Source organism: Flavobacterium limi (assembly GCF_010645075.1).
Classification (GTDB): domain Bacteria; phylum Bacteroidota; class Bacteroidia; order Flavobacteriales; family Flavobacteriaceae; genus Flavobacterium; species Flavobacterium limi.
Map to the genome: position 1 here is coordinate 322,034 of NZ_JAADZV010000005.1, position 21,883 is coordinate 343,916.

A 21,883-nucleotide genomic window follows, 5' to 3' on the forward strand; every position below is an offset into this window, starting at 1 on the left:
ACAGTGCAATTAAACTCAACAGAATAATGAAAAAAATAAAGTTTAGCCTTGTATTATTTTTAGCGATTTTAAATCTGCTGCAGGCTCAGAATACTCCGGCAGGAGCGCCACCGGTTATTCCCGGCAAAGATTTGACAGCTTATTTATTTGTGTATTTCACAGGAAATAGGGTAGAAGAAGAAGCCGTTCACTACGCCGTAAGTACCGATGGGTATCACTATCATGCCCTTTACAACGATAAAGCCGTTATCGACAGCAAAGTAATCAGTTCAACGGGAGGAGTTCGTGACCCGCATATTTTGAGAGGCGATGATGGCAAAACATTCTACATGGTTTTGACCGATATGACCTCTTCAAAAGGATGGGACAGCAACCGTGCCATGGTTTTGCTAAAAAGCACCGATCTTGTAAACTGGAAAAGCAGTATTGTAAATATTCAGACCGCATTTCCCGGAAATGAAAACCTGAAACGTGTTTGGGCACCACAGACTATTTACGATGCAAAAGCCGGAAAATATCTGATTTATTTCAGCATGCAGCATGGTAGTGAAGCTGACAAAATTTACTATGCGTATGCCAATAAAGAGTTCACAGCTCTGGAAGGCGCACCAAAATTATTGTTTGTACCAAAATCCGGGAAAGCCTGTATAGACGGAGATATCATTGAAAAAGACGGTGTTTACCATCTTTTTTATAAAACCGAAACCGAAAGTCCGGGAATTAAAGTGGCTACAACAACCGATCTGACTTCTGGAAAATGGACAGAAAACGATAATTACCTGCAGCAAACTAAGGAATCTGTTGAAGGATCGAGTATTTTCAAACTGAACAACTCAGATGATTATATTTTGATGTATGATGTGTACAAAAAAGGGAAATATCAGTTTACAAGAAGTACCGATTTAGAAAATTTCAAAGCCATTGACGATGAAATTGCAATGGATTTCAAACCGCGTCACGGAACTATTTTGCCTATCACACGATCAGAATTAAAAAGACTGGTTGCAAAATGGGGAATGCCTGCCAAATTTCCAAAAATAAACAACAATCCTGTTTTAGAAGGTTATTATGCCGATCCGGATATTTTATATTCAAACAAAACCAAAAAATATTACATCTATCCAACCAGCGATGGTTTTAACGACTGGTCCGGAAATTATTTTAAAACCTTCTCTTCAGAAAACTTAATTGACTGGAAAGACGAAGGCGTAATTTTAGATCTTCCAAAAGACGTGAGCTGGGCTAATAGAAACGCCTGGGCGCCTTGTATTGTGGAAAAAAAGGTAAAAGGGAAATACAAATATTTCTATTATTTCACAGCTGCACAAAAAATTGGTGTTGCCGTTTCAGACAGTCCGACAGGCCCATTCAAAGACAGCGGAAAAGCTTTGGTTGCAACTAAGCCCGAAGGCGCAAAAGGCGGTCAGGAAATCGATCCGGACGTTTTTACTGATCCTAAAACCGGTAAAAGTTATCTGTACTGGGGCAACGGCTATATGGCTGTAGCCGAACTGAATGATGATATGATTTCCTTTAAAAGCGACATCAAATTAATTAAGGTTGACAAGACTTTCCGCGAAGGAACCTACGTGATTTACAGAAAAGGAACCTACTATTTCATGTGGAGCGAAGACGACACCCGAAGCCCAAATTACAAAGTGCGCTACGGAACTTCAAAATCGCCCCTGGGGCCAATTGAAATTCCGGAAAACAACATCGTAATCCAGGGAATACCTGATCAGGGAATCTATGCAACGGGTCATAATTCGGTTTTACAGATTCCAGACAAAGATGAATGGTACATCACCTATCACCGCTTTTCATACCCAACCGGAATCAAGATGGGCAGGGCAGGAGGTTTTCATCGTGAAGTCTGCATCGACAAATTAGAATTCAATCCGGACGGAACCATTAAAGAGGCAATCCCAACACATACAGGAATACAAGCAATTAAGTAATGTAAATTATTTAGTTGTAAAAAGCTGCTCTATTTTGCCCCGGAGCAGCTTTTTTTGTTTCATAGAATTTTGAGTTTAATTAGGAGCTCGTTCCTGCCATTCGCTGTATCTTCTGTGTTCCCGATAGCTATCGGGACGCCACAAAAGGATGCCGCTTCTGTCAGGGCTAGGGCTTTTAGGTTTTATAAAAATGGTATTGGAAAAAAAAATATTTTAGAATTTTATGTGATGAATTTTCGTTATAAATAAATTATATTTGAAAAAATAGTACGAACCAAAACATGCGCATAACATACCAACTAGGAATAAAATTAGCTGAATTTATGCGTATATAAAAGAGTTAGTGGCTATTTTACCCCAACAGAAGTAAAAATGAAAAATAAGATTGAAAAATATATAGGAAACAAAAATGTTTTTGCAATTAGATACCAACCAATTGCAAATGAAAAAAATTACGCATTTTGTCATTTAGTGTTAGGCGGAGAAATAATTGGTAACGTAAATGAACCTTGCTATTTAAGTGTATGGAAAAGTTCTATTAAAAATATAAAAGTAAAATTAGAAAACGATACTGAATCATTATTTGACGATGAGTTTAATAACAGAACTGACAGAGAAATATTTGAGCTTATATGGAAAGCTAATGAAGCAAAAGAAGAGCATAAAACTGAATTTAAATATTTACCCGTTTTAGACAATAAAATTTGGTCCAATTGTGGATTCTCAATAGACGAAACAACTGATGCCTATTTGATAACTATGACTAAAAATAAAGACGAAATAAAGTTTATTTGGGAAGGATGGAGAGAACCTTGTTCAATTGACAAAATAGGTAAATTATACTCTGTAAGTTTAGAAAAAAAGCTCGTTTTAGAAACTTTAGAAAAATGTTTAATTGAAATAGAAAACAATACTTAAAAAAAACAGCCACTAACACTTGCTACAAGAGATTTGGGCATTTGCCTTAATTTAAAAATGGTCTTGTATTTGGGATGTTTAGGCAAATCCGAAAATAAGACTTAATTTAACCCCAAACCTTTTGTAGCAAGGGGACGTTGGTGGCTATTTTGCCGAGAAAGAACCTAAAAATCATAAAAAGTTGAATATGAGAAAAATATTTTTAATTGCTTTCCTAATTTGTGCATTAAATTCATTCTCACAAAATATAATTGAATATAATGGAGAAAAAATAAACGCACTTGATGAAAACAATAATCAAACTGGAATCTGGAAATTGTTTGATGAAGAAAAAAAAATTTTAATAGCTTGTGAATTTAAAAATGGAGAATATATTTCAAACACAAATTTTTATAAAGATTCAAAATTAATTGCTTCATATAATAATCTGGACAAACTAGAAATATACAAAGATTTAAAAACAATAATTTGTAACTTCCATAGAAATGAAGATAACAGTACAACTCTAATTGATAAAAATGGAAATGAAATTGATTCAGAAATAAAAAAATATTATTTTTTAGAAGCTGGTCAAGTTATGCCAATGTTTTATGGTGGAGCAAACAAGCTTTATGAATTTATTGGAAATAATTTTAACAGCAATGGAAATAAAGGAAAAGTAAAAGTTAAATTCAAAATTGATTCAAAAGGGTTTGCAACGGAAATCGAAATAGAAAGTTCTACAAATGAAAAATTAAATGAAGAAGCGATAAGAATAATAAGCATAATGCCAAGATGTCAACCCGCATATCAACGTGGTAGATTCGTAAAATATCCATATGTAGTTCCAATAAATATAAACTAAAAAAAACAGCCACCAACCGTCGTTTGGCAATATGGCGGGATTAGGTTTAATTTGGAGATGGTTTTGTACTTGGAAAATTAGTCATTAACCGAAATAATAAGGCTTCCTTAATTCGCCACATCGCCAAGCGACCAAACGTTGGCGGTAAGTTTAGTGCAGACAGGAGAATAAAAAAGAAATAAATATTAAAAAATGGCAGAATATACATTACCACATTTCGGAAAATTACCAACAGAAAATTTGGAAGACTATTATGATGTTGACATTGAATTCAACGGAAGCGAAATCCAGATAGACCTAAATTTTGAAGACATAACCATTGACACTTCAACAATGGATAAAGTAAAAAACTTTATAGAAAATATTTATAAATTTGACAGACTAAACAAGACATATATTCATAATGACTACAGTGACGAAGATGGTGACACGGTAAAATTTTACTTAGAACATCATCTTGAAGAAATTAGTAAAGACGAAATTTCAGTACTTATAAACTTTGACGACATATCAACAGAACCTGAACTGCAACTTTTGACAAAATTGAAATTAGTAAGAGTTGGGATTTATCCTCACGATGAAGATAATTTTGCAATATTTGATTATACAATTGGACGTGAATTGACTGACTATTTAGTTGTAATAAAGACTGATGATAACGGACAATTAGACTATATGACAATGGAAAGCTGAAAAAACCTACCGCCAACACTTGCTACAAGAGACTTGGGCATTAGGCTTAATTTAAAAATAGTCTTGTATTTGGGATGTTTAGGCAAATCCGAAAATAAGGCTTAATTTAACCCCAAATCTCTTGTAGCAAGGGAACTTTAGCAGTAATATTACCAAACAAGATGAAAAAAATCACTTTATATTTTTTAGTATTAATTTTATTATCATTTACAATTCAACAGTTTTCTGAAACGAATCTATCTGGAAAGTGGAAAATAATTAAAGTTAAAAACAATACTGGTTCTGAAATTAGTGCTTCTGCTTTCAGCGGGGAGACGTTTACTTATAAAAAAAACAATAGTATTGTCCATTTCAATCCTCAACATCCATTATATAAAGAACAAACTGGAAAATGGGAATTAGTAGAAAACATGATATATCATTACGATAATGAGCAAGAAAAGAATTTGTTTGGAAAAATCATTAAACTAAATGATAAAGAATTGATCGTTGAACAAACTAATGACAAAATTGTAACAACAATCTTTTACAAAAAAATAAAATAGAAATACTACTGCTGACAGGCGTTTTTCATATAGTGGGATTTTAGTGGAATTAGCGTATCGCACAGGTTTTCATTAAACAGAAAATACGCGGTTACTATATTCGCACCATCACAAAGTGTCAGAAAGTTACTGGCTAGTTATTGGCTAGTTATGCCAAAATTACGAAGATAAAATCAATCACAAAATAATCATTTCTTTCCACAGGAAGTTTACAAAGCGAAAACGTGAAAGTTGGATTTTGTAAACTGAAGCGTGAAAAGTTTGAAGTTTAATTATAATTTCGACAAAATAAAACCAGCCAGTAACACACGCTACAAGCAAGCTGGACATTTGGCTGAATTTAAAGATGGTTTTGTATTTTTGGGAAGTTTTGGCAAATCCGAAAATAGGGCTTAATTTAGTCCCAGCCTGCCTGTAGCGCAAGAACGTTGTAAACCTACACAGCAAAACAACTGAAATGAATAAGATAGAAGATAGCAGTTTTAAAAGACTTGTTGGTGTTTGGAAAACCACAGGTGATATAAAATCAGGGCAAGAAAACCTGAAATTAATCGGTATTGACACTTATGAGCTGATACTTGACGGAAATTACATTTTACACAAGGCAGATGTAAAAATGGGAGACGAAAGGAGCGGAACTTTTGAAATCATTAAGTTAGACAATTCATTTAACAAAGCAATAATGCAATACTTCAATACCAAAGGCGAAGACGGCATAATGCGAAGTTCTATAATCAACAATGAGTTCAGAATTGAAGGAAATGGTTTGAAATTTAATGGAACAATCAATGAAGAAAACACAAAAATCAATGGCAAATGGTCTATTCAAACAGAAAATGAAGAATGGACAGACTTTATTGATTTAAATCTTGACAAACAATTATAACTGGGACACGGCCGTAATCTAAAAACAATACATATTGAGCAAAGTATAGCTCTTGTTCCTGTATGGCCATTTTGGGCTTCATGCAGATGAGCTTTCATATTTGGCTTATGATCTACAGTTTCTACCAGTTGAGTATAAACAAAATATAAAGAACAGAGACTAGTTTGAAAAGGAATATCCATCAACCAGAGTTTATTATATTTTGAACTGTTTTTCCTCTTTAACAAAATTTTTATTCTGAAACAGACATTAATTACTATTTTCGTTCAACAGAAATACTCGTTTCACAACAGAAAAATTAGTACTTACAATAAACAATATACAATGAATAGTGGTAACTCAAAATTCACAAAAGATGAAGACAACAACAATGTATGGTTGTCTAAGGAAAGCCAACATGAATTTAATTTTACAGATTACGGCATAATACCTACTGTACTTGACAGTGAAGCTGAGGTTGGCAAGGCAATGTTAAATGAGCTTTACAGCACAGCAGCATCAAAAGAGGGAGATATTAATATTGCACTTTTGGGTGGGAGAGGAGCTCAGGAGTTACATCGTTTGCTTGGTGATTTAGCTAAATCTACAGAACAGGATGACCTGCTCGCCAGACTGAATGTGTTTACTCAGGATGCACTTGCTCCTTTAAGTATGAATAATGGTTTTAGTTTTGTCAGGGATTTTGAGCGTATTTTAGGTGATGCTTTTTTTAAAAAAATAAAGAGCTTTACACCAATGCAAACAGATACAAAAGATTTAGAATCAGCACTTATAGGGTATTTGACTAAATTGGAAGAGTTAGGTGGTTTGGATATATTTTTTATAGGTCATGGACCGGAAGAAAATCAGGCATCACACCTTGCTTATATTAAACCTTTCTCAGGAGCGAAGCCTCATCATATTGCAGGGATAATCCCAATATCCAGTAGTATTTTGGAGCATCACATTAGCAAGTTTAAAGCGGGAGGAAGCCTTGTAAATGAAAGTGATGAAAAGGAATGCCGATCTGCAGAGTATATTCTCACTTTAGGACCGGCTGCGATATTACAAGCCAGAAAGATCGTCCAGTCTGTAGTAGATGCTGGTTCTGCTCCTGCTAAAATTCAAACGTATTCTAAGGTGCTTAATACAGCCCTGAGTTCAGATAAAAATGAAGCGTTATTGCAATTAAATACAAATCCGGGGTTATGGATAAGATTACATCCTAATACTAAATCTTTTGTACTGCCTAATTTAGGGTTGTAATATTAGAAGAAATTTCATAGCCATTTAGAGCAGGTTCACTATCATTCCAGTGGTAATCCGAATTATTAGTTTAATTTAATTTATCCCAAACCTGCTGTAATGGCTGTAAATTACTAGAATTTTAAAAAATTACAGATGAGAACATTCTTTTTAATAATTACATTATTTTGTTTGCAAAAAATATTTGCTGACCAACCCAGAATGACATATTCTTTTAAAAGTCCAAATTTAAGATTTGAGTTAAAACCTTGTGATACTATATTTTCAGATAAAAAAGTCTACACTGATTCAATTTATGATTCTAAAACAAAAACTTATTATGTATCGTCGTATTCATATCCTGACAGATATTATTGGGGGTTATATGATTTACAAACTAAACAAAAACTTTATACAATAAAAAATGACAGTTTGTTTATAGAAATGAAAACCGCTGTGATTTCTGATGATGGGCAAAATGTTGTTTTTATTGATGATTATTCGGGCGGTTTTGCCTTTAAAGGAATAGAAATTATGACCTTTTATGAAAAAGACAACCTAATAAAAAGCCTTAAACTGGGTGAGTTAATTCAGAACCTGTGTGCTGTAACTTATTCTGTAAGTCACATGACATGGTGTTCAAGTAATTTTGAATTCAATGACAAAAAGGAAATAACACTAGAGACTTTTGAATTTTATAAATATACATTTAATAAAAATGGAGAATTAATTGAGAAGCAAAGTGATGAATTATTTCAAACTGATAATACATTAGCCGTTGGAGAAATAAAAAGAAAAGGCAGAAATAAATATAGTGTGAAAGTTAACTTTTGTATAAGAGGAAAACTAAAACCGGATGAGATTTTAGAAATAGAATGTAACGACCGTGAAATGAAAAAGCTTTACGGAAAATTATATGGTTTTTTGAAATCGAAAAATAAAGCAATGACGAAAGAATTCACGCGAACATTTTTAATAAAAGACTCAAAAATTCAAAAAGCAAATTTTCCGATTCCCAACTACAACTCCAGAAACTACTGTAATGCTTTAAATTCACAAGAATAAGAAAAAAGCATGCAGCAGATTAAAAATCGGGGGGTACGGACAAGCCACTCTGAAACTAACTATATTTTGCGAGGGATTAAAACATTATATAGTTAATTATGTAATTTTCAAATGCTAAATTGCATTCTAATAGAATTTTTTGGAGCGAAAGATTTCTTAAGAAATAATTTCAAGCTTATATCCTTTGCTTCGAATATTAACAATTTTAACCTTCGGATCAATTTCCAGTTTTTTTCTAAGTTTTGATATGAACATATCCAGACTACGCCCGACAATAATGCCCTCATCTTCCCAGATCTCTTTTTGCAGCCGGCTTCTCTCTATGGTCTCGTTGGGAGATAATGCAAAAATGAGCAATACACGGGTTTCTGTAACGGTTAAGTCTATTATGTTATCATCTATAATGAGCTTCTTGTTTTTGGCATCAAATATTATCGAACCCAAAGTCAGCATATCATTATTTTGATTACCGGGCACTGATTTTCCGGGTTTAAATGTTCTAAAAAAAATAAAGCCCACAAGCGCTAAAAAAGGAAGACTCCCCAAAAGATATTTGTTTTTAATTGTTTTTATACCTGTCGTTTTAAATTTAATGTTGATCATATAACATGCTCTGGGCTGCTTTCTGCCAATACACGTTACGATATCATCTTTTTTATTTTTGGATATAGCGTATCCATACGCTACACTAGAGTTATCACAGTTCAGGACATTAACAACATAATCATCTACAAGCGGGTCTTTCGCCAGTAAACGTCGGGTAGTATTTACAAGGAAGTCCGGTTGAAAAGTTAGCTCATTCTCAAACCTGATCTGATACTCATTTTCAGCAATCTTTTTTAAAGGAAGTACTCTGGATGTACTGTCACCCGACTTTAGAAGTAGTTCATGTCCGATCCTTCGGAGCAAAACCTCCCTTCTGGAGATAACAAAATCCCTCTTGTCCTCCATATTGAAGGCCACACAGATTACACATACAAAAAAGAGTAATAGTAATCCAAACATATATTTGTGTTTTCCAAAGAGAAGGTTTTGACTAATATGCATATTGTCAGGTTTTTATTTACAAAGTTTACATTTTTATTTACAATCCAAATCCCTTCAGTTGAAAAATATCAAATTAATTTTGCTTCACAAACTTTAAAAAGTGAGATAAAACTATGTTATTAATTAAACTTTCAAAATTATGAAAAAAATAATTTATGTACTGATCTTACCTCTGGTTGTGGTAAGCGGATTGGTATTTAGCTTGGATTTGTTCGCCAAAAGCCCTGGTGCCAATCATGAAATTAAAAATCAAACTTCTAAAAATTCAATCCCAAAGCCCCTCTCTACTGCTGAAAAGAAAGCTGGATTGAAAAAATGGGAGGCTACCCCTGATGGTATAATGTTTAAAAAATGGGAAGCGTCTCCTGCAGGTAAAAAAGTGTATGCAGCTGAAGCTAAAATAAGAAAGTCTATTAAGGAGTATTCTGATATTGAGGCGGTTATTACTTCTCTTTCCCTTCCGCCAGATTCACGATTAGGTTTTGGAGTGATGGTCAGAATTAATAATGAAGATTATATTCTTGCTTTTGGACCGAAAAAGTCTGGTGAAAATAATGAATTTGAGAAATTATATAGCCTGAAAGTCAACGACAAAATAATTATAAAAAGCCATAGTGTATCGCACGCGCCCAAGTATTCATATCCAATTGTATCGGGCGACTACGTAGAACGAAATAATAAAACAATTTATAAACGTACACCTCGCAAAGGAGGCTGCTAAGTAAAAAATTGCGAGATGCATTAAAAGGCGAAGCATTTTTAGATTCGCCTTTTTAGTTGACTCTAACTACTTTAAAATAAGGTATAGCCCAAGATTATAGAAGTTGTTTTATAATCTGAATTCCAAAAAGGATACTCTTTTAAAACATTTCTGCTTGAGTTATACCTCGCTTCTATACTATATTTGTCAAATAATTTGTAGCCAATTCCAAAACTGAAATTACCATCAGTATCAAAATCTCTGGTAAACACACCTGGGCGATCCTTCATTGAAAATTCGACTCTTGATTTTAGAGTCAATTCATATATATAAGAGGCATTAATAAAAATTTTTGAATTCTTATTAAGAAAAAAATAATGCCTGATTCCCATAGGGATTTCGATTGATGAATATTTAGCTTCTGCAATTAATTCTCCGCCAATTCTAACATCATATTCATTTGTCATTTTAACATTAAAATTTTGATAAGTAGGTTCGATTATAACAGCCCATTTGTTTTTATTGAAGGGTAAAATAAATTCTGTTTCAATCCCCAAACCAAAACTCATTTTTTTTCCAAAATCAGTGTTTTCATAATTTGCTGTCTGACTTTCTATAGTTAAAGAAGAATTATTTATCCGTGGTCTTAAGTTTAAATTGAATACGTTTCTTTTTGATCGTTGTTTTGTTACATAATCGATAAAATCAGCATTACTACATTTATTGTATTCACCGAATAATTTAATTAAACTGTTTTTTTGATAATTTAATTTTGAAAGAGCATCCATAGTAATGTCTTGACATTTTAAATTTTGCCATAATTGAATTCGAAATTGATTATCAGTATTTTTGTAGCTTTTGAATATGAGCTGTTCAATATTGGTATTATTAACATTGTAAAAAAACTTTTTGAAGTTTCCGCCCTCATACAAATTAGCTTTTCCTTCTACCAAAACTTTTAAAAAAATCTGCACCATATTAAACTCGGGGTTTTTATCTGAACTTAATTCATTAAGATTTTCACTTGAGATATCAATCTGAACTATTGCCCTGATGTATTTTATGGTATTATATATTCCGAATTCTTTTACAGATTGGATGCCAATTGTTTTTATTTCTTTATTATCTGATAATTTATATTTTAAATCAGTTGGATTACTGCTCCAATCATTGTTTTTAATGTAACATTCAGTTTTTTGTCCTGAATTATCAATATAATAGCCTTTTTCAAAGGAGATTTGGGAATAACAATTAATAGTTAAAATTACTGCAAAAAAAAGTAATAGTTTCTTCATTGGGGTTTAAACGTTAGTTAATAGTTTTATATAAGAGTAAATAATATAAGTAATAATGCGAAGCCTTAAATGTTTATCATAGCCAAATATAGAAAAGTTTGCCATGAATTACGCTTGTAAAGCGCAACTTCTACATTAAGTTTAATTACATTTTTTATTTACTTTTTATTTAGAATGCTTAAAAATAATTTGGTAGCATTGGCATTATTACATAATTTCGCGCCTGTAAATTAAAAAAATCAGATATGAATTATGTTTTTGTTTGCAAGTTAATGAAATTCAACTTTTTAAGTTATTTTTTGTTATTTGCTACTTTGTCAACATCTATTAGCTATTCACAAACAGCTAAAGGAACCATCACTGGAATTGTAAAAGATACAACAGGAAAACCAATCGAATATACTTTAGTTGCTCTTAAAAAAGGAAATAAAAGCAACTATACAGATGAGAATGGTAAATTTATTTTAAAAAATGTCCCAGTTGGGAATATTGTGATCGTAATTCAGGGATTAGGATATATTGCTACAGAAATGACTGTTGAAGTAAAATCAGGAGAAACTACAACAATTTCAGATATTGTACTGACAGAAGATGTGAATCAGCTGGAGGAGGTAAATATCATTAACAGTAAAAATAAATTTGCTAAAAAAGAAACACAATCTGTTGCCCGTTTACCGATTAAAAATCTCGAAAATCCTCAGGTTTATAATGTTGTAGGTAAAGATTTGATGATGGAACAGGTAGTTTTAGAACGTACTGATGTATACAGAAATGTTCCGGGAGGAGTGCCAAACTATTCTGCAGGTGGATCTCAGGGTTTAACTATGAGAGGTTTTTCTAATACAAGCGGAATGCTCAATGGTTTGAATACAAGTGCTGTATATCCTATGAATACTGCCATTTTAGAACGTATAGAGTTTATTAAAGGACCGTCTGGGACTTTGTTTGGAGGTAACAGAAATACTTCTTTTGGAGGGGTTTACAATTATGTAACCAAGAAACCGTATCAAAATTTTGGTGGTGAAATAGGGTATGTAGGAGGAAGTTTTAATTTTTCCAGAATTGCTGCAGATGTGAATACACCATTAAATAAAGAAAAAACAGCTTTATTGCGATTAAATGTTGCAGGACAGTCAGAAGGTTCTTTTCAGGACCAGGGTTTTGCTAAAAACTATGTTTTTGCACCTTCCTTTTCATATCAGGTAACAGATCGCTTAAAATTTTCGGTTGACATAGATATTACCAGAAGTAATTATACGATGACAACTATAGCGATTCCTGCTTCTTCCTTTTCAGCAATTACAGCAAGGAATTTCAAAGACCTGAAATTAGATTATGAGCGTTCTTACGCAAATAACGATGTGGATGCTGAAATTGGAGTTAATAACATAGGAGTACAAATCGATTATAAAATATCAGATCAGTGGAAATCTGAAACGAAGTTTTTGAGCTCAGTTGGTTATTACAAACATTTGCTTTGGCTGACTTTAAATCTGTTAACAGATGAAACAGCAAACAGGGTTATTCGAAACCAGACACCTGAAACATTTGGAAATACCGAGATACAGCAGAATTTTACCGGGGATTTTAAAATAGGATCAATTAGAAACAGAATGCTGATTGGAGTGGATTATAATAAAAATTACAACGAACTGAATCGTGTAGTTAATTTGATTTACGATAAAATTGACATAAATCAGCCGTTAAATGATTTTAACAAGGAAAAAATTAAAGATCTTTCATACCAAAAAGGTTTTGCTGCTACTACTACTGAAACAGAAACTTACAGTTTGTATATTTCGGATGTAATTAATTTTACTCCTTCTTTAATGGCGATGCTAAGCTTGCGTGTTGACAGATTCTCTACGAAAGGAACATATTACCCGGCGACAGGAATTTATGGAGAAAATGAAGCATATAATCAGACTTCATTAGCTCCTAAATTTGGATTGGTATACCAGCCAGTTATAGATAAGGTTTCCATATTTGCCAATTATATGAACGGGTTTGTCAATTTAGCCCCACAGGAAGTAAGTGATAAAGTCTTTTCAAAAATGGATCCTCAATACGGTACCCAATGGGAAGGTGGAGTTAAGCTGGATGTCATAAAAAATAAATTAAATGCAACTTTGAGCTATTATGATATTAAGGTAACAAATTCAACATATAAAAATGCCGCAGGTTTTACAGTTCAGGATGGAACCCAAAACAGTAAAGGTGTGGATATTGAACTTATAGCGAATCCTGTTCCCGGATTAAATATTGTTGCCGGATATGCTTATAACGAAAACAGATATACAAACGCTTCAATTGCTTTAGAAGGAAAATCTCTTGCAGCCAGCCCTAAAAACGTAGCCAATATCTGGGCGAGTTACACGCTTACAGGAGGAAAAAGCAAAGGTCTTGGTTTTGGTGTTGGAGGAAATTATGTAGGTGATTCATGGTTTGAACAGACAAATACGTTTGTCCTGCCTTCTTATACGCTGTTAAACGCTGCATTATTCTATGATCAGCCAAAATACAGAATTTCTTTAAAAGGGAATAACCTGTTAGATGAACAATATTGGAATGCAACAGGAATGCCACAAAAGCCTGTAAATGTATTGGCAGGTATTACTTTTAAATTTTAATCTTAAATTCGAGCAGAATTTATAATAAATAATAAAAAAACGGTAGCAGATTCAATTTGCTACCGTTTTTTATTTGTATATGTTTTTTAAACCAATTCCTTTTTCAAAAATTTGGCTGTATAGCTTTTTTTGTTTTGGGCGACTTCTTCAGGAGTTCCTTTGGCAACCAATTGTCCGCCGCCTTTTCCACCTTCCGGTCCAATGTCTATGATGTAATCGGCAAGTTTGATTACATCCATGTTGTGTTCAATAACCAGAATGGTGTTTCCTTTGTCAACCAGTTTATTGATTACTTCCATCAAAACACGAATGTCTTCAAAATGCAGTCCAGTTGTTGGTTCATCCAGAATATAAAAAGTATTTCCGGTATCTTTTTTAGATAATTCTCCTGCCAGTTTAATACGCTGTGCTTCACCGCCGGAAAGTGTTGTGCTTTGTTGGCCAAGGGTAATATAGCCTAAACCAACATCCTGAATTGTTTTTACTTTTCTGTAGATTTTTGGAATATTTTCAAAAAACGGAACCGCTTCGTCAACAGTCATATCCAGAACGTCAGAAATTGACTTTCCTTTGTATCTGATTTCTAAGGTTTCTCTGTTGAAACGTTTTCCCTGGCAAGTTTCACATTCTACATAAACGTCAGGTAAAAAGTTCATTTCAATTGTTCTGACACCAGAGCCTTCACAGGTTTCACAGCGTCCGCCTTTTACATTAAAACTAAAACGTCCGGCTTTGTAACCACGAATCATACTTTCAGAAGTCATTGTAAAAAGGTTTCTGATTTCTGTAAAAACTTCTGTATAAGTTGCAGGATTCGAACGTGGTGTACGGCCAATCGGACTCTGATCAATATCAATCACTTTGTCTATATGTTCTAAGCCTTCAATCTTTTTATAAGGCTGAGGTTTTTTTACTCCATTGAAATAATAAGCATTCAAAACTGGGTAGAGCGTCTCATTGATTAAGGTCGATTTACCGCTTCCTGAAACTCCGGTTACGCAAATTAACTGACCTAAAGGGATCTCAATCGAAACGTTCTTGAGATTATTTCCCGTTGCTCCGGTTAGTTTTAAGAATTTTCCATTTCCTTTTCTTCTTTCTTTTGGGATTTCCAGCTTCATTTTACCATTCAGATATTGAGCAGTAATTGTATTTGAAGCCAATGTTTCTTTTGGCGTCCCGGTACTGATGATTTGTCCTCCGTATTTTCCTGCTTTAGGACCAATATCAATAACATAATCAGCAGTTTCAATCATGTCTTTGTCATGTTCCACCACGATAACCGAATTTCCAATATCACGCAATTGCTCAAGGGATTGAATCAGTTTTTCGTTGTCTCTTTGGTGAAGACCAATACTAGGCTCATCCAAAATATATAAAACACCAACCAATTGCGAACCAATTTGCGTTGCCAGACGAATACGCTGTGCTTCACCACCCGAAAGTGATTTTGAACTTCGGCTTAAAGCCAGATAATTCAAACCTACATTCATTAAAAAGTTCAAACGGTCTTTGATTTCTTTTACAACTTCAGAAGCAATTAAAAGCTGTTTGTCAGTCAAATGATTTTCTAAATCCAGAAACCAGGAAGTTAAATCAGAAATGTCCATATCACATAATTCGGTGATATTTTTCTCATTTACCCTGAAAAATAAAGCTTCTTTTTTAAGACGTGACCCATCGCAGACAGGGCAGTCAATTTCGTCCATAAAATCTTTTGCCCAGCGTTTTATGCTTGTAGTAGCGCTTTCGTCATATTGATTTTTAATGAAATTAGAAATACCTTCAAAATCAATTTTATATTCTCTCGTAACACCAAGATCTTTTGAGTTGATGGTAAATTTGTCTTTTCCTCCATGAAGAATCATATTTAAGGCTTCTTCAGGTATTTTTTCAATCGAATCCGTGATTTTAAATCCGAATTTTTCTCCAATGGTTTCCAATTGCTTGAAAATCCATGAAGATTTGTATTCACCAAGAGGAGCAAAACCGCCACTTTTAATTGATAATTTAGGATTCGGGATAATCTTTTTAACGTTGATTTCGTGTACGGTTCCCAATCCGTTACAATGCGGACACGCACCTTTTGGTGAGTTAAACGAAAATAAATTTGGTTCCGGATTTTGATAGGATATTCCGGTTGTAGGGCACATTAAATTTCGGCTGAAATAACGGACTTCATTTGAATCCTGATCTAAAATCATCAATACATCTTCACCATGGTGCATTGCGGTATTAATGCTTTCTGATAGTCTTTTTTGAGTGTCAGGATTATCTTCAATTACCATTCGATCGACAACAATTTCTATATCATGAGTCTTGTAACGATCCAGTTTCATTCCGGCAACCAAATCCTGAATTTCACTATTTACACGAACTTTTAAAAATCCCTGTTTGGTGATTTGCTGAAAAAGTTCAGCATAATGTCCTTTTCGGGCTTTAATAACCGGAGCCAGAATATTGATTCTTTTTCCGTTATAATCCTGAATAATTAAGTCCTTAATTTGTTCATCAGAATAGGAAACCATCTTCTCACCGGTGTTGTAACTGTATGCATCAGCACCACGTGCGTATAAAAGTCTAAGGAAGTCATATATTTCAGTAATCGTTCCAACTGTTGAACGCGGACTTTTACTGGTTGTTTTTTGTTCAATTGCAATAACTGGTGAAAGGCCGTCAATTTTATCCACATCAGGGCGTTCCAAACCACCAAGAAACTGTCTTGCATAAGCTGAAAAAGTTTCAACATAACGACGCTGGCCTTCAGCATAAATGGTATCAAATGCCAAAGAAGATTTCCCTGAGCCCGAAAGTCCTGTAATCACTACAAGTTTTTCTCTGGGAATTGAAATGTCTATATTCTTAAGATTATGAACTCTTGCACCAAGAACTTCAATAGTATTGTCTTTATCTAGCATAAATTTGAGCAAAACGCAAAGTTACCACTTTGATTTGTTCTTTTTGGGCTATGTGGCAGAAGTTTATGTTAAAAATTGTAACAAAAATGCTAAACTGAATTATGTTTATTTTAAATATTAAAATTATTCAATAGTCATAGAGCGCAGTTTCATTCGGTAGGCTTCAAGTGCTATAGATTTCGAAATAAAACCATAATATTTATCATTTCGGATAACGGGAAGAAAAGCTGATTTCGATCTTTCAAACTTCCTCATTACAGTTTCCATGCTGTCAAACGAATAAATGGTTGCCGGAGGTTCCTTCATGACGTCTTTAATCTGAGTATATTTTACCCGGTAAGCATTAAAAATGATTTCCCGGATATCATTAAAATGTACAATACCCAACAAATCTTTTTCGTTATTTACAACTGCAAATACGACCTGGTTTGAATGTGAAATAAGATCTACTAATTTGCTTAAATTTTCATCCGGGTGAACAGTTAAGTAATCGGATTGAATGATCGTATCAATATCTAAGGTTGACAGGATATTAGAATCTTTATTGCTGGTAAAGGCATGACCTTTTATAGCCAAATTTTTAACATCAAGCGAATATCTTTCAAAACGCTTCGAAATAGCAAAACTTATTGAAGATACAATCATCAGCGGAATCATTAAGCTGTAACCGCCTGTAATCTCTGCAATTAAGAATATAGCGGTTAGCGGTGCATGAAATAGGCCGCTCAAAATACCTGCCATTCCAACCATTGTAAAATTTGTAATTGGTAATTTTGATAAGCCAATCAGAGTTATAAATTTTGAAAAGAAATAACCTAAGTAAGAACCTAAGAACAGGGAAGGTGCGAAATTCCCTCCGTTTCCACCGCTCCCAATGGTAAGTCCGGAAGCAAAAACTTTTATCATCATTGTACATCCAATAAAAAGCAGTAAAATCCATTGACTATTTCTAAAGTCCTCAAATAAGGTGTTTTCTAACAGTTTTCCCGGATCAGTTTCAGATAAAGTCCTGATACTTTCATAGCCCTCACCAAAAAGAGTAGGGAAAATTAAAATAAGCAAAGCCAGGAGTGATGATCCCAAAAAGGCTTTTTTGTATGGATCCATTTTCAATTTCGAAAAATAATGCTCTACTCTTTGAAAATTCCTGGCGTAATAAACCGCCATGAATCCTGTTAATATTCCTAGAAGCACATAAAAAGGGATGTTATGATAATTAAAAGCTTCCTGTTTTTTGAAGGATAAAAGGATGGATTCATCTAATACAATTGCAGAGACTAAAGCTCCTGTGGCTGCTGAAATCATAATAGGAGTGAAGGCTGAAATACTTACATCTACTAATAGGACTTCAATAGCAAAAAGAACTCCTGCAATGGGTGCGTTAAAAGCTGCTGCAATTCCCGCTGCTACACCACAGCCAATAAGAAGTGTTCTGTCTTTGTATGCTAATTTATAATTTTGTGCAAAGTTTGATCCAAATGCTGCCCCCGTAATCACAATTGGACTTTCAAGACCTGCGGAACCTCCTAAACCTACAGTTAATGAACTTGTTATAATTTGTGCATACATTTGTTTTTTTGGAATAATTCCCGCTTTTTTGGCAACTGCATATAATATTTGCGAAGTTCCTTTTTCAATACTTCCGTTCAGTATTCTATTTACAACAAAAACGGTTAATACTATCCCAATAATTGGCAGAATACTGGAAATAAAGCTCCATTTTAGAATTCCTGTGATATAATTTGCGAATGAAAAAACGCTATGTGCAAAAGTTTTTAATACAATTACTGCCAAGGAGCATGAGATGCCAATCAGAACACTTGATAAAAAAATAAACTGCTTTGGTGTCATCAAAGACTGGGCTAAAGCAATAATACTTTCTAATTTTCTAAAATATTTTTTAAGCATTCTGTCTGTGAAAAATTAACGATGTTACAAATTTAACTCTTAACATTTAAATCTGTATAAAATTTAAGTGCAAATCTTTATAAAAATTAAAAAGAAAACTGTCGTTGGGATTTTGGTGTGCAGTTATACGTAAAAATTAGATACCAGATATTGTAATTGTGTCTATAACAGACAAATATTGGCTTATAAAATTTTTATTTCATTTATAATGAAAGTAATTTTTGTTTGGAGTGGTATTGAATTTCTTCAAAGAAAGTAGTAAACTCTTCTTCAAAATCTTTATAATATTGTTTTAATTCTTCAGTAGCAAATTGCATTCTGGACATGTTTTTCGACCTTTTGTCCATTTGAGTTAGAATCTGATGAATTCCCTCTACTGTCTGGTAACTCAAAAGCCAGTTTCTTTCGATCATATAAGGCATTAAGTCCTGAGTTTTTTCAGTTAGTATAGAATAATTATCATGTAATGAATTGTAAAAACGATTGATGAAATCTTCTAATTTTTCATCTGAATATTTTGTCCAGTTTTTGGCTAAAAAATGATCGTATACTATATCTACAATCACTCCGGCATAATGATGGTATTTTTCGTGTAATCGTTTGGTACTTTGCCTGAAACTATCATGCGAATCAGTATAGGTATCTATAAAACGATGTAAAATAATTCCTTTTTGAACATCATCAGGAAAATGCTCAAATTGTTTTCCACGAATACCATCCGCCATGAAATTACCTATTTTGATTAAATCGTTTTCGCCTGAAAGATATATATGTGCAAGGAAATTCATTGTTTTGTGGTATTATTAATTTTAGTGAATTCACACAACTATGATTACATGTGTAAATGTATAAAAAACTTTTTAAATGATTTTTGTTAAAAAATGACAGAGGTGCATCATAAATATTCAACGATTATTTTAAAATCTTATTACTTCATTATCTCAGTAACTCAGCAACTTTTTTATATTTGTAATAAATAACCATAACTCACAAAAATGACTTTAATAAAATCGATTTCAGGAATAAGAGGGACAATCGGTGGGAAAGTAGGAGATAACCTGACTCCGGTTGATGCTGTAAAATTTGCATCGGCTTACGGAACTTTCCTTAAAAATAATACTCAAAAAGAAAAATTAACGATTGTAATTGGCCGTGATGCCAGAATTTCAGGGCCAATGATCCATAATCTGGTTGTAAATACGTTGATAGGTTTAGGAATTAATGTAATTGACCTTGGACTTTCTACAACACCAACTGTAGAGATTGCTGTACCATTGGAAAAAGCAGACGGAGGAATTATTCTTACAGCTTCTCATAATCCGAAGCAGTGGAATGCATTGAAGTTGTTGAATCAAAAAGGTGAGTTTTTAAGCGGAGCTGAGGGTGCAAAAATTCTTGAAATTGCAGAAGCTGAAGCTTTCGATTTCTCAGATGTAGATAATTTAGGAGAAATTACAGTAAATGATGCTTATATGGATATTCATATTGATGAAGTTTTAAACTTGCCATTGGTGGATGTTCAGGCAGTAAAAGATGCGAAATTTAAAGTAGTTGTCGATGGTGTAAATTCTTCTGGCGGAGTTGTTATTCCAAAACTTTTAGAACAAATGGGTGTTGAAGTTGTAAAGTTATACTGTGAACCAAACGGACACTTTCCTCATAATCCTGAACCATTAAAAGAGCATTTAACAGATATTTCGGAATTAGTTGTAAAAGAAAATGCTCATTTAGGGATTGTTGTAGATCCGGATGTTGACCGCTTAGCATTTATTAGTGAAGATGGAGAAATGTTTGGAGAAGAATATACATTAGTGGCTTGTGCAGATTATGTTTTAAGTAAAACGCCGGGAAATACAGTTTCTAATATGTCATCGTCGAGAGCATTGCGCGATGTAACAAAAGCACATAATGGAAATTATGAAGCAAGTGCAGTAGGTGAGGTGAATGTAGTGGAATTAATGAAGAAAAATAATGCCATAATAGGAGGAGAAGGTAATGGTGGAATTATATATCCGGAATCACACTACGGACGAGATAGTTTGGTTGGTGTGGCGTTATTTTTAACGCATCTGGCAAATAAAAAGATGTCGGTTTCTGCATTACGTGCTTCATATCCTGAATATTATATGAGCAAAAATAAAATTGAACTCACCCCGCAAATAGATGTTGATGCGATTTTAGTTGCTATGACTGATAAATATAAAAACGAAGATATTGCAACAATTGATGGTGTTAAAATTGATTTTGCAGAGGAATGGGTTCATTTAAGGAAATCAAATACAGAGCCTATTATACGTATTTATACGGAAGCTTCTTCACAACAAAAAGCAGATGTTTTGGCACTTCGTATAATTGATGAAATAAAAATTATTGCAGGTATTTAAGTTTTGCAATATGAATTCAATAAAAAAAGGTTTAATGAAATTATTGTTTTCATCAAACCTTTTTTTATTTTATAATTGAATTTTTTAATACTTTTTAACCTTGGTTAAGGCCGTTTTGTAATTTTCATTGACCTTTTCCCAATTGATTAATTTGTAAAAAGCATCTATATAGCTTCCTTTTCTGTTTTGATAATCCAGATAATAAGCGTGTTCCCATAAATCTATTGCTAAAATTGGGGTTCCAGGAATCAATGCATTTTTCATTAAAGGGTTATCCTGATTTTCGGTAGTTGTAATTTGTAATTTCCCTGCTCTGTCTACTACGAGCCAGACCCATCCTGAACCAAATTGCTTAGTTGCCTCATTTTTAAATTGAGTTGTAAGATTATTAAAAGAGCCAAACTCTTTATTTACAGAACCAGCTAAAGTGTCTTTAGGGATTTGCTCTTTTGGTGTCAAAATATCAAAATAAAGAGTATGATTGTAATAACCGCCTGCATTTTGACGAAGTTTAGCGTTGTTCATATCCATTTTTTTCAGGATATCTTCTATAGAGGCATTTTCAAATTCTGTTGAAGCAATTTCTTTATTTAAATTATTAGTATAGGATAAATAATGTTTAGAATAATGGGTTTCTAAAGTCAGAGATCTTATTGCTGGAGCTAGAGCATCATAACCAAAAGGTAATTTTGTTAAAGCAAATGAACCATCGTCAGCTTTTACATCAGCTGGATTGCCAATCGTGATTTTTTCTTCTTTTGTTGGTAAAGGTACTTCAACAACTTCAGTTAACTTATTATTATCATTACAGGAAAATAACATCAGTAATGAAGCTGTGAAAGTAAAACTGACAATGTTTTTTTTCATA

At 33.3% G+C, this 21,883-nt stretch carries 17 protein-coding genes; 11 read left to right on the forward strand and 6 right to left on the reverse strand.

Going from position 1 to position 21,883, the window contains the following annotated elements; translation table 11 throughout:
* The first annotated feature begins 26 nt into the window (after positions 1-26).
* From GXM16_RS12735 to GXM16_RS12770, 8 genes are all read left to right on the forward strand, one after another.
* Positions 27-1,958, forward strand: a complete 1,932-nt coding sequence (locus tag GXM16_RS12735) for a glycoside hydrolase family 43 protein (protein ID WP_163394812.1) — start codon at positions 27-29, stop codon at positions 1,956-1,958.
* Between the two features lie 372 nt (positions 1,959-2,330).
* Positions 2,331-2,876: an Imm42 family immunity protein gene (locus GXM16_RS12740; RefSeq protein WP_163394813.1), complete on the forward strand. Its 546-nt coding sequence runs from the start codon at positions 2,331-2,333 to the stop codon at positions 2,874-2,876.
* A gap of 187 nt (positions 2,877-3,063) precedes the next feature.
* The gene (locus tag GXM16_RS12745; RefSeq protein WP_163394814.1) at positions 3,064-3,720 is read left to right on the forward strand and encodes an energy transducer TonB; all 657 of its coding nucleotides are present in this window, start codon (positions 3,064-3,066) and stop codon (positions 3,718-3,720) included.
* A 192-nt stretch (positions 3,721-3,912) separates the two neighbouring features.
* On the forward strand, positions 3,913-4,413 hold the full coding sequence (locus GXM16_RS12750; protein ID WP_163394815.1) for a DUF2004 domain-containing protein: 501 nt from the start codon (positions 3,913-3,915) through the stop codon (positions 4,411-4,413).
* A 161-nt stretch (positions 4,414-4,574) separates the two neighbouring features.
* Positions 4,575-4,958 (forward strand): lipocalin family protein, encoded by a 384-nt coding sequence (locus GXM16_RS12755; protein WP_163394816.1) that lies wholly within the window; start codon positions 4,575-4,577, stop codon positions 4,956-4,958.
* 457 nt (positions 4,959-5,415) lie between these two features.
* Positions 5,416-5,844 carry a hypothetical protein gene (locus GXM16_RS12760; RefSeq protein WP_163394817.1) on the forward strand — a complete coding sequence of 143 codons (429 nt, stop codon included), beginning with the start codon at positions 5,416-5,418 and terminating at the stop codon, positions 5,842-5,844.
* Positions 5,845-6,168: 324 nt separating this feature from the next.
* Positions 6,169-7,089: a hypothetical protein gene (locus tag GXM16_RS12765; RefSeq protein ID WP_163394818.1), complete on the forward strand. Its 921-nt coding sequence runs from the start codon at positions 6,169-6,171 to the stop codon at positions 7,087-7,089.
* Between the two features lie 201 nt (positions 7,090-7,290).
* Positions 7,291-8,133: a hypothetical protein gene (locus tag GXM16_RS12770; protein WP_163394819.1), complete on the forward strand. Its 843-nt coding sequence runs from the start codon at positions 7,291-7,293 to the stop codon at positions 8,131-8,133.
* Positions 8,134-8,289: 156 nt separating this feature from the next.
* Here GXM16_RS12770 and GXM16_RS12775 read toward each other — a convergent pair whose 3' ends face one another.
* The gene (locus GXM16_RS12775; protein ID WP_163394820.1) at positions 8,290-9,180 is read right to left on the reverse strand and encodes a winged helix-turn-helix domain-containing protein; all 891 of its coding nucleotides are present in this window, start codon (positions 9,178-9,180) and stop codon (positions 8,290-8,292) included.
* 139 nt (positions 9,181-9,319) lie between these two features.
* Between GXM16_RS12775 and GXM16_RS12780 the strand changes: the two genes are divergently transcribed.
* Positions 9,320-9,901, forward strand: coding sequence for a hypothetical protein (locus tag GXM16_RS12780; RefSeq protein WP_163394821.1), 582 nt, complete (start codon positions 9,320-9,322; stop codon positions 9,899-9,901).
* A gap of 71 nt (positions 9,902-9,972) precedes the next feature.
* Here the strand turns inward: GXM16_RS12780 and GXM16_RS12785 are convergent, their stop codons facing one another.
* Positions 9,973-11,175 (reverse strand): porin family protein, encoded by a 1,203-nt coding sequence (locus tag GXM16_RS12785; protein WP_163394822.1) that lies wholly within the window; start codon positions 11,173-11,175, stop codon positions 9,973-9,975.
* A 245-nt stretch (positions 11,176-11,420) separates the two neighbouring features.
* Between GXM16_RS12785 and GXM16_RS12790 the strand changes: the two genes are divergently transcribed.
* Positions 11,421-13,805 carry a TonB-dependent receptor gene (locus GXM16_RS12790; protein ID WP_163394823.1) on the forward strand — a complete coding sequence of 795 codons (2,385 nt, stop codon included), beginning with the start codon at positions 11,421-11,423 and terminating at the stop codon, positions 13,803-13,805.
* An 86-nt stretch (positions 13,806-13,891) separates the two neighbouring features.
* On the opposite strand, the gene uvrA is transcribed toward GXM16_RS12790, so the two are convergent.
* The 3 genes from uvrA to GXM16_RS12805 form a co-directional block, all read right to left on the reverse strand.
* Positions 13,892-16,723 carry an excinuclease ABC subunit UvrA gene (uvrA, locus tag GXM16_RS12795; RefSeq protein WP_163394824.1) on the reverse strand — a complete coding sequence of 944 codons (2,832 nt, stop codon included), beginning with the start codon at positions 16,721-16,723 and terminating at the stop codon, positions 13,892-13,894.
* A gap of 123 nt (positions 16,724-16,846) precedes the next feature.
* The gene (locus GXM16_RS12800) at positions 16,847-18,631 is read right to left on the reverse strand and encodes a chloride channel protein (protein WP_163394825.1); all 1,785 of its coding nucleotides are present in this window, start codon (positions 18,629-18,631) and stop codon (positions 16,847-16,849) included.
* Positions 18,632-18,834: 203 nt separating this feature from the next.
* On the reverse strand, positions 18,835-19,419 hold the full coding sequence (locus GXM16_RS12805; RefSeq protein ID WP_163394826.1) for an acyl carrier protein phosphodiesterase: 585 nt from the start codon (positions 19,417-19,419) through the stop codon (positions 18,835-18,837).
* A gap of 207 nt (positions 19,420-19,626) precedes the next feature.
* Here GXM16_RS12805 and glmM point away from each other — a divergent pair, with 207 nt between their 5' ends.
* Positions 19,627-21,015, forward strand: coding sequence for a phosphoglucosamine mutase (glmM, locus tag GXM16_RS12810; RefSeq protein WP_163394827.1), 1,389 nt, complete (start codon positions 19,627-19,629; stop codon positions 21,013-21,015).
* 84 nt (positions 21,016-21,099) lie between these two features.
* Here glmM and GXM16_RS12815 read toward each other — a convergent pair whose 3' ends face one another.
* Entirely contained in the window at positions 21,100-21,882 is a 783-nt protein-coding gene (locus tag GXM16_RS12815; protein WP_163394828.1) for a superoxide dismutase, read from the reverse strand.
* Position 21,883: the final 1 nt, after the last annotated feature.

Coding starts and splice junctions, on each gene's coding strand:
- GXM16_RS12790 (WP_163394823.1), top strand. CDS start 11,421: ATGAATTATGTTTTTGTTTGCAAGTTAATGAAATTCAACTTTTTAAGT.
- GXM16_RS12815 (WP_163394828.1), bottom strand. CDS start 21,882: ATGAAAAAAAACATTGTCAGTTTTACTTTCACAGCTTCATTACTGATG.
- GXM16_RS12735 (WP_163394812.1), top strand. CDS start 27: ATGAAAAAAATAAAGTTTAGCCTTGTATTATTTTTAGCGATTTTAAAT.
- GXM16_RS12745 (WP_163394814.1), top strand. CDS start 3,064: ATGAGAAAAATATTTTTAATTGCTTTCCTAATTTGTGCATTAAATTCA.
- GXM16_RS12755 (WP_163394816.1), top strand. CDS start 4,575: ATGAAAAAAATCACTTTATATTTTTTAGTATTAATTTTATTATCATTT.
- GXM16_RS12740 (WP_163394813.1), top strand. CDS start 2,331: ATGAAAAATAAGATTGAAAAATATATAGGAAACAAAAATGTTTTTGCA.
- GXM16_RS12765 (WP_163394818.1), top strand. CDS start 6,169: ATGAATAGTGGTAACTCAAAATTCACAAAAGATGAAGACAACAACAAT.
- uvrA (WP_163394824.1), bottom strand. CDS start 16,723: ATGCTAGATAAAGACAATACTATTGAAGTTCTTGGTGCAAGAGTTCAT.
- glmM (WP_163394827.1), top strand. CDS start 19,627: ATGACTTTAATAAAATCGATTTCAGGAATAAGAGGGACAATCGGTGGG.
- GXM16_RS12760 (WP_163394817.1), top strand. CDS start 5,416: ATGAATAAGATAGAAGATAGCAGTTTTAAAAGACTTGTTGGTGTTTGG.
- GXM16_RS12770 (WP_163394819.1), top strand. CDS start 7,291: ATGACATATTCTTTTAAAAGTCCAAATTTAAGATTTGAGTTAAAACCT.
- GXM16_RS12750 (WP_163394815.1), top strand. CDS start 3,913: ATGGCAGAATATACATTACCACATTTCGGAAAATTACCAACAGAAAAT.
- GXM16_RS12775 (WP_163394820.1), bottom strand. CDS start 9,180: ATGCATATTAGTCAAAACCTTCTCTTTGGAAAACACAAATATATGTTT.
- GXM16_RS12785 (WP_163394822.1), bottom strand. CDS start 11,175: ATGAAGAAACTATTACTTTTTTTTGCAGTAATTTTAACTATTAATTGT.
- GXM16_RS12780 (WP_163394821.1), top strand. CDS start 9,320: ATGAAAAAAATAATTTATGTACTGATCTTACCTCTGGTTGTGGTAAGC.
- GXM16_RS12800 (WP_163394825.1), bottom strand. CDS start 18,631: ATGCTTAAAAAATATTTTAGAAAATTAGAAAGTATTATTGCTTTAGCC.
- GXM16_RS12805 (WP_163394826.1), bottom strand. CDS start 19,419: ATGAATTTCCTTGCACATATATATCTTTCAGGCGAAAACGATTTAATC.